The organism is Haliea sp. E1-2-M8 (assembly GCF_030649675.1).
GTDB lineage: Bacteria > Pseudomonadota > Gammaproteobacteria > Pseudomonadales > Halieaceae > Haliea.
This window is the reverse complement of record NZ_JAUTDR010000050.1, coordinates 1-11,294: the sequence shown is the minus strand read 5'-3', so window position 1 is coordinate 11,294 and position 11,294 is coordinate 1. Positions and strand designations below refer to the sequence as shown.

General features: G+C 56.7%; 10 protein-coding genes, 1 tRNA gene and 1 pseudogene. 8 read left to right on the top strand and 4 right to left on the bottom strand.

The window, feature by feature from the left end:
• Positions 1-53: 53 nt before the first annotated feature.
• From Q6D67_RS21215 to Q6D67_RS21205, 3 genes and pseudogenes are all read right to left on the bottom strand, one after another.
• Positions 54-446 carry a hypothetical protein gene (locus tag Q6D67_RS21215; RefSeq protein ID WP_304707802.1) on the bottom strand — a complete coding sequence of 131 codons (393 nt, stop codon included), beginning with the start codon at positions 444-446 and terminating at the stop codon, positions 54-56.
• Positions 447-2,405, bottom strand: a complete 1,959-nt coding sequence (locus Q6D67_RS21210) for a tetratricopeptide repeat protein (RefSeq protein ID WP_304707800.1) — start codon at positions 2,403-2,405, stop codon at positions 447-449.
• A 223-nt stretch (positions 2,406-2,628) separates the two neighbouring features.
• A pseudogene (locus tag Q6D67_RS21205) lies at positions 2,629-3,027 on the bottom strand (nitrilase-related carbon-nitrogen hydrolase); the annotation flags it as partial.
• A gap of 1,583 nt (positions 3,028-4,610) precedes the next feature.
• Here Q6D67_RS21205 and Q6D67_RS21200 point away from each other — a divergent pair.
• The 4 genes from Q6D67_RS21200 (at position 4,611) to Q6D67_RS21185 (ending at position 7,488) form a co-directional block, all read left to right on the top strand.
• A complete protein-coding gene (locus Q6D67_RS21200) occupies positions 4,611-5,633 on the top strand; it encodes a hypothetical protein (RefSeq protein WP_304707799.1) in 1,023 nt (340 codons plus the stop codon).
• A 35-nt stretch (positions 5,634-5,668) separates the two neighbouring features.
• Positions 5,669-6,040: a DUF3775 domain-containing protein gene (locus Q6D67_RS21195; protein ID WP_304707798.1), complete on the top strand. Its 372-nt coding sequence runs from the start codon at positions 5,669-5,671 to the stop codon at positions 6,038-6,040.
• A gap of 164 nt (positions 6,041-6,204) precedes the next feature.
• Entirely contained in the window at positions 6,205-6,606 is a 402-nt protein-coding gene (locus tag Q6D67_RS21190) for a hypothetical protein (RefSeq protein ID WP_304707797.1), read from the top strand.
• 15 nt (positions 6,607-6,621) lie between these two features.
• Entirely contained in the window at positions 6,622-7,488 is an 867-nt protein-coding gene (locus Q6D67_RS21185; protein ID WP_304707796.1) for an exonuclease domain-containing protein, read from the top strand.
• A gap of 111 nt (positions 7,489-7,599) precedes the next feature.
• Here Q6D67_RS21185 and Q6D67_RS21180 read toward each other — a convergent pair whose 3' ends face one another.
• Positions 7,600-8,160, bottom strand: a complete 561-nt coding sequence (locus Q6D67_RS21180; protein WP_304707795.1) for a tyrosine-type recombinase/integrase — start codon at positions 8,158-8,160, stop codon at positions 7,600-7,602.
• 140 nt (positions 8,161-8,300) lie between these two features.
• Between Q6D67_RS21180 and Q6D67_RS21175 the strand changes: the two genes are divergently transcribed.
• The 4 genes from Q6D67_RS21175 (at position 8,301) to Q6D67_RS21160 (ending at position 10,214) form a co-directional block, all read left to right on the top strand.
• On the top strand, positions 8,301-8,810 hold the full coding sequence (locus tag Q6D67_RS21175) for a helix-turn-helix domain-containing protein (RefSeq protein WP_304707803.1): 510 nt from the start codon (positions 8,301-8,303) through the stop codon (positions 8,808-8,810).
• A 14-nt stretch (positions 8,811-8,824) separates the two neighbouring features.
• Positions 8,825-8,928 (top strand) — tRNA-OTHER (locus Q6D67_RS21170).
• Positions 8,929-9,247: 319 nt separating this feature from the next.
• Positions 9,248-9,598: a helix-turn-helix domain-containing protein gene (locus Q6D67_RS21165; protein ID WP_304707794.1), complete on the top strand. Its 351-nt coding sequence runs from the start codon at positions 9,248-9,250 to the stop codon at positions 9,596-9,598.
• Between the two features lie 40 nt (positions 9,599-9,638).
• The gene (locus Q6D67_RS21160) at positions 9,639-10,214 is read left to right on the top strand and encodes an ImmA/IrrE family metallo-endopeptidase (protein WP_304707792.1); all 576 of its coding nucleotides are present in this window, start codon (positions 9,639-9,641) and stop codon (positions 10,212-10,214) included.
• Positions 10,215-11,294 lie beyond the last annotated feature (1,080 nt).

Genomic DNA, 11,294 nt, shown 5'->3' with positions numbered 1-11,294 from the left:
GTCTCACTGACCGCCCCCTCCTTGAGATTTAGAGTGCAAAATGGACACGACATCTATCCTGACAGAGGGGGCAGGTCATGAATCATGTATTTGCACGGGTTCTGGTCAGAGCAGGCCTCGCCGTCGGTTCGGACGCGCATGGGCCGGTTGCCCCGATTGACGACGAAATTCATCACCGGTATGCCGTTCCGGTTGACGAACGGCGATTGCCCCTCGAACTGAATCCTCACGCGTGCATTGGTGTTGATCATGATTTCCGCGCCAGCGTCGGCCACCAGGGTTTTGGGTTGAGAGGCGGGTGGTAGCGACAGGTCTTCGGGAACCACGACTTCGATCGCGCAGTCAGGCGGGCAAGCAGTTTGCTGGGCCAGCGCCGGCAGGGCGGTCGCGGCCAGCACGGCGACTGCCAGTAAAATCTGTGACGGTCGAATATATGCGTTCATCATCTAGCTCCTCGGGTTTTCGGCGGACGCTGCCGCCGGCGGCTGCAAGAGCGCAGCGAAACGGGGATCTGACCAGGCAGAATCAAGGCGCGGATCGCTTTGCAGCAGAAATGCCGGCAGACCCTTGTCGATGGCGATCTGGAAGGCCCGGATCGCGCCATCGTGATCGCCCAGGAAATAATGCGCGAAACCGGTCATCGTCAGCGCATTGATGTTGAGCTGCTGGTAATCGATCAGGCTTGACAGCGCACCGCGTGCGGCTGCGCCCTCGTCAAGTGCGGCAAGGTGCACCGCAAGGGCGGCGCGCGCATCGTGGTCGTTGACGTTGATGGCCAGTCGTTCGCTGGCAGTGGTGATGGTTGCCTTGTGGAAGGGGCGGGCATCGCGCTCGCGTCCGGGCTGAGCGCGTATCGCCCAGGCCAGAAAACCGGTGAAGCGAAAATCGTCCGGCATCATTTCCACAGCGCGCTCGAACATGGCTTCGGCGCGCTTGAACTCGCTGGCGAAGAAGTAGTTCGTGCCGGCATTTGAATACGCGATCGGATTGGGTTCGCGCTCTATCGATTGTTCGAATGCGTTCCCGGCCAGCAGGAAATCGCCGCGGGCGAAATGGATGCCACCCAGGGTTGAATAGGGGTCGGGATGATCGGGATTCAGGTCAATGGCCTGCTGCACGGCATCAAGGGCGGCTTCCAGTTCGCCGGCAAAATAATACACGATGCCCAGGTCTGATCGGAAACGCCAGTAGGCGGGGTCTATGTCGATCGCCTTGCGCAGCTCTGTCGCAGCCGCCTCGAACTCCCCCCGGGCCCGCAATGACAGGCCAAGACCGGCATGGGCTTCGGCGTTGTTGGGCTCGAGCTGGAGCGCTTTCATGAATGAAATTTCTGCGTCCGCAGCCCGGCCCGTGCCCAGCTGGAGCGAGCCCAGGGCTATCCGGGTTTCGGCAAGTTCAGGATAACGCTGACCTGTCTGTTCGCAACGCTCGAACGCGATTTCGGCAAGCTCGGGGCCACGCTGGTATTCGTATTGCTCCCAGCTTGACCTGCACAGGCCGGCCGCAGCCAGCCCGAATGCCGGATCCAGCGCCAGCGCCGACTGAAAGCTTTCGATGGCCTGTTCGATCTTGCCGCCGGTCCGGTCTCTCAGGTACGAGCGGCCGCGCAAATATTCGTCGAATGCCTGCGGATTTCGCGTGGCCAGATCGGCCGCCAGGTCGTTCGGTGAATTCAGCTTTACGCGCATCACTTCGGCGATTGCCGACGAGATATTGTCCTGAAGCTCGAATGCGCTTTCCATCGAGCCGTCATAGGTGTTGCTCCAGACCTGCTTGCCGCTCGAACCGTCGATCAGGCGGGCGCTGATGCGCAACTGGTTCCCGGCGCGCCGGACACTGCCCTCCAGCAGCGTCTCGACGCCCAGCAGCGAGGCGACCTGCCGGGCATCGTTCCTGCCGTCGCGAAACGAAAACGATGAGGTCCTGGCGCTGAGCTGGATGCCTGATATCCGTGCCAGCTTGTCCATGATGGCCTCGGCGACACCGTCGCCCAGATACCGGCTGCCCTGGTCGGCGCTGAGATCGGTGAACGGCAGAACCGCGATGCTGGTGCCGATGCGTGTTTCCACCGGTGACGGCCTGAGCAGGACGAATGCCAGGATCAGCACCAGAGCGGCAATGATCAGGTAATCGACCCAGCGCCCGCCGAAGCCTGCCGTGGATGCGATTGCAGCCGAATCGTCCGGCGCTGCTGCCTGAGTCTTTTGCACGCCAGCGGGTGTGAGATCGTAGAGCCAGGCCAGGACGGCGGCGACCGGCGCGCCGACAACGGCCGCACTGACCAGCGCGGTCATGACCCAGTCCGGGGCCATCAGTGCCGGCAGCACGATGTCGGCCACCTGCAGGATGGCCCATATAGTTACTGCATAGGCGCCGAGCACGCGCACGACGTGACGGCGCTTCAACTCGCCAAGGGTCCTGTGGAGCAGTGATCTGCGGTCCGGCATGGTCGCTCTCTGTAATCCCCCCGGAACACACCGCCCGCGTTCTCAGCCGGCGTCCTGTTTCGCTGGCGAAGAGTATAGCTGTGCCGCCGAAGATGTGAAGGATGTCACACGATTCTCGATTGCTCGCAGCGCCGGCCCGATAAAGCGCAGCGGGATCGTTTCGAAGGCGTGTCGCCGGGTGTCAGCTGTTGAAGCGTCGGATCAGATCGCCGTAGGCGTCGATGCGCGGGTCGCGGAAGAACGGCCAGATTCTGCGCACCGTCTCGGATCGTCTGCGGTCGATGGTGCAGACCACCACCTCGCTGGACGTGCCGGCCTCGGCCAGCACCTCGCCCTGGGGGCCGCAGATGAAGCTGTGGCCCCAGAACTCCGCGTTGTAGGTGCCCCCGGAGCGGTCCGGTTCGAAGCCGACCCGGTTGACCGATGCGACCCCCAGCCCGTTGGCGACCGCGTGCGAGCGCTGGATGATCCGCCAGGCATCGAGCTGACGGCGCGCCTCGGATTCGTCGTCGGCCGGGTCGAAGCCAATCGCGGTCGGGTAGAGCAGTATCTCGGCACCGGCCAGCGCCATCAGCCGGGCCGCCTCCGGGTATCACTAAGTATAGGACATATTAACGGCCTATCGAGAGTAGACATCCTCGCTGATTGTGTTGACTGGGGTAGTGACCGAACGGTCGAGGGCGGGCGCCCTCTGTGCCACTGATCCGCAGTGGCCACGGGTATTTCTGTCTACAGTGGGTAGTCTACGAACCCGTCACGCGCGCGTCCTGCCGAAAATCGGCCTCGGGGCTGCGTACTTTCTGGGCTAGCAGCCATCGTCACTACCCCGCTGCGCTCGCTAGTGACGATGGCGGGCCTGGCGCTCGTGTGATCCCAGCGGGGCAGAATAGCGGGGGCTGCAGCCGATAAGATGGGAGCCCCGTCACCGCCGGTCGGGGTTAATGGCCATATGGCAGGACCGTGCGACTTGGCGCGACGGAGTGCGACGCCCCCAACACGGGAAAGTCCGCCCGCGCTCGACGGGCTTTATGGTGCCACTGGCATCACTTAGTGCGCCCAGGTCGGGCCGGGTTTTTTCTTGCTTGGCGGGAATCGTGAGGTGACGTTTCTACCGCTCACATTTTGTGGGGTTTTATGTTGGTATTTTTAACGGATTGGCTGGGAAGGCTTGCAATTACTGATGTGATGGTGCCCAGGAGAGGACTGCTCCCCTGAAACCCTCCACCCAGTGTTTACGCGGCTTCAGGGCGCATGCTGGCAGTGAGTGTGACACAGGAGTGTACCAGTTTGTCACAGCCGCCGGAACTCACTCACTGCTCGCGTTGAAAAACAGAGCGCGCAACGCTGCCCAGTGCGGCAAGCAGACTACGTATTGCACATCTCCTTCCTTGAGTCTCTTGACTTCTGTGTACCACTTCCGGCAACAGGGGCGTAAAGGCTCGATAAGTTCAGGGGTGCGGCCACTGTTCGGTAGTTTGTTGATACGTCAAGAGATTCCGCTTTTGGCGCACAATAATACCATTTGATAGTCCTGACCTTTGGCCCCTATTGCTGGGACCACTTTTTCGCTCTATCTTGGAAGTGGGGACTGTAGAGTTCCTGTCCTGCCACACCTCCGTTCTTCACTGGGACCTTACCCAGATACCTAATCCCTTTGGCGATAGGTATGCTCCAGACTCAATACGAGAGTGTTTACCCTACCCCCCCCTCAATCCCTACCTATAGTAGATTTTCAAAAGGAGACAGCCTATCCCAGCCTTTAATGCTCTAGGCACCAATCCACTGCCTGCTGCCATGCTTATAACCCGATATGCGACAGAGAATTCCGAATGGGCAGGCACACTCAAGAACCGGGAAGTAATCGACGAGGAAGACCAGCTCTACACGCTTCACGCGGACTGCGGTGTCTATATACGCTGTAGGAGAGTTTCCGAGGTGTTTGCGGAGGTCACTGAAGGTATTGTCTTCCGTGGCCCCGGAAGGGTGCATAGGGAGCGAGGCGTTGCTTGTCTGCTGAATGCCTGCTTTGAGGCTCTATGCTTTGGCCGTGCTGACGCTCTGGTAGGCGTGCTCTGGCCGACCAAAACCGAAATGCCCCGGAAGAATCGTTATAGCGTCCCTCGCTGTTTTTCGCGGCAGGCAGCTAAGCCAGTAGTAGAGCACTTGGAGCAACATGGCTACATCACCTTCCACAAAGGATGGAAAGACGCCAAAGGCTTTAAGCCGGGTAGGGCCTCACTGGTGCTGCCCACTGATAAGTTAGTCGCGCTCTACGATGAGGTGATGGAGGCGGGCTTTGAGGTTGTACTGACGGAGCATGCGGAGCGGGAGTTGGTGATTCTGAAGGACCGGAGTGGTAGCCGTGAGGACTACATAGACACACCGGAAACGAACCTAAATCGTGAACGCCTCCAGAGGATGAACGCGGTAAACCTCTCCCACTGCTGGCGGGGCACGCATCGTACTCACGGCTGCGTTCCCGTACACCCGTCTTCCTTGGTGCTGGAACGTCAGTTCAATGATAGGTCACTCAAGGTCTACGGCAGGCTTCATTGTGCCGCACAAGCCATGCCCGCAGTGCAGCGCTGGACGCTCACAATCGACGCAGAAGAGACGACTGAGCTTGACTACCGATGCATGCACATTGCCCTCGCGTACGCTGAGGTGGCTCTGTGGGACTCTGAGGGTGCATCTGCAAGGTTGGTGTGGCCCACAGATGCTTATCATGTAGAAGGTTTCATCCAAGCCACGGCAAAGGCCGCGATGATGCGCCTTCTCAATGCGAGTTCTCGCGACAATGCTGTCCTGGCCACCATGAAGCTTCCCTCAGTGTCGGTCCACGCCGATGCCGTGCGGTTACTGTCCCGGCTTGAGGAGAAACACGCCAAGATTAAAGAGCATTTCTATGGTGGGGGCTGGAAAACCTTGAGTCTATGGGAAGCAAATATCATGTGCTCAATACTCGATAGGTGTATCGAGTTGGGCGTGCCTCTACTACCAATCCATGATGGTGTGGTGTGTCGGAAATCAGACAGGGAAGCGGTACTCAATGCTATGGAGCAAGCTGTCTTTCGGGAGTATCAGGTGATGCCGGTAATTGCCGAAGTGACGAGCGCAACCGGTGCCAAAGTGAATGTGTCAACCACAAATCGGTCTCTGGGGATTCGCATGGGTTCGATCAATTGATTATGATGTAGCGATATCTCTGGAAGGACTCGACCGTGAAGACACTCAAGTATTCTGAAGTTCAGGAGGTTATACGACTCGCGGATGCATGCTACCCACCTAGCGAACAGGTGCAGGCGCTTGAATTGGGAAGCATTAACGCGGAGCTCTTGTTGCAAGTGAGACCTGAAGAAGAAGCACTTACACAGCGGCTACGCTCGCTGGAAGACGGTGCCTTGGTCGAGCTATGTGCGCTGATGTGGCTTGGCCGTGGTGCTGGCGGTGAGCAGGCAAGCGACTGGGAGGCACTTGTGGCAGACGCGGAATTACAAAATGATAAGTACATGGCTTCTTATATTGCAGAAAAAGCCCCGCTTGCAGAGTATCTACGGGACGGACTCGCGGAGCTAGGCCACCCATCTTTCTAGCAGTGAATGTGGCTGGCTAGGTGCGCGGCGTTCACAACGGAAGCAGCAAGTGGCATCGTAACGACCTATGTATAAGAAGGTCTCGAAATCACTGTACTTCACGAACCAAATCTCGATGGGGTAATATTTCAGCAAGAGCACCATTCTTTGCACCGGAGATTGACGTGGACGAAAGTCAGATAATGAAGAAGCTCGCAAGGGTAGATTCCGAACTTCGATTTATATCGCCCAGCGGCAACTTCAAATTGGTGTACAAAGCAAGGTGCAACGTGGACCGCAGTGAAATGTGGCGTACGTATGAGCTTCAAGACTTGGAGAGAGGCGGGAACATCTCAGACCCCTGGGGGCCGTTCGACGCTGAAAAACAAGCAACACTGGTGTCGAACATAATTGCGTATTCGGGTTATAGGTTGGAAGCCGAAATTGACGGCTGGAAAATGAGCTGTCCCAACTGCGGCTACTCAACCACTGGCGGCTACCATGAATTGAAGCCGACGAAGTGCCCGGGGTGCAAGACAGAAAAGCGAGAAACATTAAGTTTCGTGGAACGGCATTCACAGGATTAGTGGAGCTCGAACCAAATGAACCAATATGAATATGAGAGCAATTTTACCGCTGTTGACATTGAACTTGCCAATTCCAGCTTGGCCTCAATCTGCGAGGTGGGTATCGCTCGATTCCGCGCGGGCGAACTTGTCGAGACCTGGCGGGTGCTCGTAAACCCAGAAGTCGAATATGAGGAGCTTTATCACTCGAAACTCCACGGCATCAAAGCGCACCACACGGCGGACGCCGCCACCTTCCCCGCTATTCACCCAGTTCTTCGCTATTTCTTCTCGGGCGAGCAATGTGTTTATCACGCAGATAGCCGATTTGACCCCAACTGCATAAGTCAGTCTTGTTCGCGATACGGCTTGGAGGATGTGACTGAACTCGCTAGTTGGGTAAGCACACTGGAATGCGCGCGAGACCTGTGGCGCGATTCGCCTTCATACAAGCTGGAGAATCTCTGCAAAGAAATTGGACATGATTATCTGCCCCACAATGCTCTGGAAGACGCCATTGCTGCCGCAGCCCTATATCGTGCCATCTCCGCAGTCGTGCCGACGCCTGGAATTTATGCTGCTGGAACTGCAAGCGGAAGACCTCGAACCTTTCGGCGAGTCCCGTCTAAGAAGCGGGAGTCTGGGTTGAGGGGAGATTCTTCTGGAAGGTTTGCGGGAACCCACATCGTCGTCACAGGTGAGTTTGCACCCCCTTGGGACGACCGCAAGGCGTTTGAAGCGTATCTCTGCACGCTTGGCTTCACGCCGCGAGCAGCCATCACCGGGAGAACGCAAATTCTTGTTACAGGCTCAGGGGCAGGGCCGAAAAAGATTGAAAAGGCGCGTGAGTGTGGAGTTCGCATCGTACCAGAGGCTGAGTTCCTCGCTTTTATAGAGGAGTAAGACACGGTCCAGCACCAGTGCCCAGAATAGCAGCGCTGTTATCGTGTTGACTCTCGACCCCACTAACCCCCGCTGCCAACCCGACAAGCCTGCTACCGGGCGCTGAGGAGCTCACAGTTCAAAGTCCGTATAGGTCTGCATAACTTCAGCCTGAGTTATCCCAAGATACCGCATGGTCACTGAGGGAGCCGAATGGTTCAGCACCTTGGCTATCATCTCAATGGGCACACCCTCGCTGTACATCGCCCAGCCGCGAGACTTACGCATGCTGTGCGTGCCCAGCCGTACCCCGATAATGCCGCCCACCTCCGCGAACGCCTTGGCGACTGTGACCCGGCCTACCGGCTTCACTACGCCCGCTGTCCTGTTGGAATGCACTTGGAACAAATATACGTCCCCCAGATGCTCCGCTCGCCGCTGCTCCACAATCCGCGCTACCGTGTCATTGAGGCCCAGCGTGCGCAGCTTGCCCGTCTTGCCCTCTCGCATGCGGTACTCCCGGCGGTTCAGGTCCAGTGCTTCATACCGAATCGCCAGCAGGTCACTGATGCGCAGCGCGAGGTTGACGCCTGTGCGCCAAATGTCGCCGTACAGGTCCCCTTTGTGCTTCCGCAGGAGTCTGTCCACCAGCTCAATATCCTGCCGGGTCTTCACTGCCTCAACGTCATTCATAAAAGCTACACTCAGATCATAACCGGTCATTGAGTTGCATTGAGCCACGTAAGAGCAGGTAGAGTCAAGGGGTGCGGGGGCTGGCTAAGCAACATAATTGTATTGTGTAGTGTAGGGCGGAGGTCGCCACTTTGGGTGTGATGGATAAATTGAGACAAAAATGTCTAATATATAATCATTATATTGATCTTTTGCACTGCACATGGTTTTATGCAGAAATGAACGCAAAGCATAGAAAGATATCTCCAGCTCAACGCCTCGAAGCGAAGTGGAAGGGGGCGGTGGGAGAGGGTTTCACTGGATATCAGTTGTTGCCGGATATATTGATCCGCAGTCAGGCAAGCCTGGGCATCAATGACGGAGAGATGGTCGTCTTGTTGAATGTGCTCATGCACTGGTGGGTGGCAGATGTCTGGCCATTTCCCCGAGCAGAGAGAATTGCCGCCAGGATGGGCGTTTCAAAGCGTACCGTAGACAGACACCTGATGAGCTTGGAGCAGAAGGGGCTTATTGAGCGGTTGGCCGTAGAAACGTTCGAGGATCGGCCAGCGATAAGAAGGATAAGCCTGGAAGGTCTTGTCGATAGGCTGCAGGAGCTCGCCGAGGAAATGCGGCGTTATGAGGATGACTATGCAGCAGAAAAGATTTAGGACAGCGAGTTAACATTGGCGTAGCTTAATTGGATAGAGCCCCTCAGGTTCAAGGTTCGTGCGGCCGACACTGCATTATACCGCCGGGGAGGTGCGGGTTCGAGTCCCGTCGTCAATCCCTTTCCCGCCAAGTGCCCCTGTTGAGGCGCTTGGCTTCCCACCCCCCCCCCTTTTATATACGACCCCGCCCCTTTTCCACTGGGAGTAAGGCAACAGGCATTTTTCGTAAATTTTCGCTGAGGGAAATATACGCAAGTAGTGCTTGCAGTCAGCAATTGCTACTACATATTGTATTTCGGCAGGCTATCGTCCATAATTAAGTTGTCTTATCTTCGTTTAAAAGGGTTATATATTAACCACAATGGGTTTACTTTCCAGCGAAAAGCGGTATACTTTTATGGTGCTGTGCTGATTGGCAGCCAGGCAGGGAGGAGAGTATGACGACACCATTTGGAAAGGCGGTGCGAAAAATGAGAATCGATAAGGGTGTGACTATGAAAGATATGGCTGATGTCATGGAGGTCAAGTCTGCATATCTGTCAGCCGTAGAAATGGGCAGGAAGCGGATAACCGATAAATACCTTGAGCAGGTAGTCAGCTATTTCGCGGGTGTAGACGGTGTGGATGTATTGCCGAAACTAGTCGACTGTTCACAACCGGATATGAAAGTTGATCTTCAGGGCCAGAGTGACGATGACAGAGAGCTCATGGTCGCCTTCGCACGTAAGTTCTCGGATTTATCAAGCGACTCTAAGGATGTCTTTCGAGAGCAGTTGGGCCTGATGTGAGAGCTGAGTACGCGGGATAACCTAGGCCACGGGAGAGCCGATGCAAAAAATCAGGTACAAACCGAAGGGCTACAAGGTAAAGCCCCGAGGCAGAGAAAAGGTCCGGCATTTGGCGCATGGGTTTTCCGACGTCATCAGAGAGGTAATGGGGGTCAGCTCGGTCGCCCTGCCTGTGGTCGACGTAATTGAGTTCCTCGACTACCGCGGAGTGCTAGAGCTCGATGTTGTAGAAGCGGCGGACCTAGGGTACGAGGCAGCGGCTGAGACTATCCCAGGGCGAGGGGACGACCCACCGCTAATGCGAATTGAGAATGGCGTGTTCGAGCGGGCAGTCGAAGGCGGGAACTTCGAGCGATTTACCATCGCCCACGAGCTCGGACATTTCTTCATGCACATGGATGAGCCGATCGTCTTCGCTAGGGGAGTTCCTGACCACCGGCCTTTTGAGGACAGTGAATGGCAAGCAAATGCCTTCGCTGGCGAATTGCTGGTGGATTCGCGGATTGTGGTAGCGGAAGGCTACACAACAGAGTTCGAGATATGTCGCCAGCTCGGCGTTAGCAGTGAGACAGCCGCCATCCAGTGGGCTGAGCTGAAGAAGAATGGGATTGTTTAAAAAGGAATTGGTCGGTACGAGCCTGAGCTGTCACTCAGGCCGTACCTGTCTGTCGAAGCTGTCAGAGGCGGCACTTCGAGTACCACAACTACCAGTAACGACCGGCACTCGGAATGGTAGTTATTTGGCCCGGCTGGGTCAAGCTAGGTATCACCAAAATCATACCGCCTCTAAGGGGGTGTATATGATTGGTCGAATGTAAGCAAAAGCCTGCGCCGAAAGGCTGGAAGTGGATTCACTGCCGGTATCGCCGCGTGAGGAACTCCGCGAAGGTCTTGGACGCGCATGACTATGGTTACGAATGCTGGTCCTTTCTGGTCCGCGCGTAACTGTAGCCTAAGCGATTGTCGTTAGTTGCTGTGGAATGCACTGTTGATGCCGGTGGTGCAGACTACCAACTCCCTGCGGGGGTTCACGCCATGGTGTGTGGCTCCCGTTTTTGGTCTGGTTTCTCTGTACGTGGCATTGATTTGACATGGCATCAGCGGATGTTGGCCACCCTTTACCACATGCTAATCACCTCTATATAGGGGCATTTTACGCCATCCCTGCCGCAACGCCTGTAGCGCGGAGCAGTCCCAGTCGAGCTTGTTGAGCGCGGTTTGGAGTTGCGGTATGGAAGCGCCTTTATCGTAGAAGCGTGTGGCGCCCATTTGTCCACGCTCATGCCCCACCCACTGCTGCACCGTGCGGAGTTCAACCTCTCCATCGTTGAGGGCCTGCGTTATATGAGTGTGGCGGAACGAGTAGAGCGTCTTTCTCGCGGCCTTGAACCCCGGCAGCCGGGTCTCGTTGCGATACCGCTCGTTGTACCACTTACCGCCTTGGTCGCCAGCCTTGCGCTTCCCCAGCGTGACGCCTTGTAGCAGTCTCTCAGCGCCTTGCTCGCGCAGCGCGTGAATGTAGTCTTCAAGCCCCAGCCGGATTAGCTCCGTGTGAGCTGGGAGTTCCCGCCGCCCCGCTGAGGTCTTTATCTGCTGGCCTTCTCCGGTGTCTGTGATTGTGAGTAGGGTTCTACCCCACTTCTACGGACGGTTCTAAAACGGCTGAATACTCAAGATCACGCTTGGCCACTCTCCG

Bases quoted from the DNA above. Each gene is read 5' to 3' on its own strand.
- Q6D67_RS21215 (WP_304707802.1), bottom strand. From the start codon at position 446: ATGATGAACGCATATATTCGACCGTCACAGATTTTACTGGCAGTCGCC.
- Q6D67_RS21185 (WP_304707796.1), top strand. From the start codon at position 6,622: ATGAACCAATATGAATATGAGAGCAATTTTACCGCTGTTGACATTGAA.
- Q6D67_RS21180 (WP_304707795.1), bottom strand. From the start codon at position 8,160: ATGAATGACGTTGAGGCAGTGAAGACCCGGCAGGATATTGAGCTGGTG.
- Q6D67_RS21175 (WP_304707803.1), top strand. From the start codon at position 8,301: ATGGATAAATTGAGACAAAAATGTCTAATATATAATCATTATATTGAT.
- Q6D67_RS21165 (WP_304707794.1), top strand. From the start codon at position 9,248: ATGACGACACCATTTGGAAAGGCGGTGCGAAAAATGAGAATCGATAAG.
- Q6D67_RS21160 (WP_304707792.1), top strand. From the start codon at position 9,639: ATGCAAAAAATCAGGTACAAACCGAAGGGCTACAAGGTAAAGCCCCGA.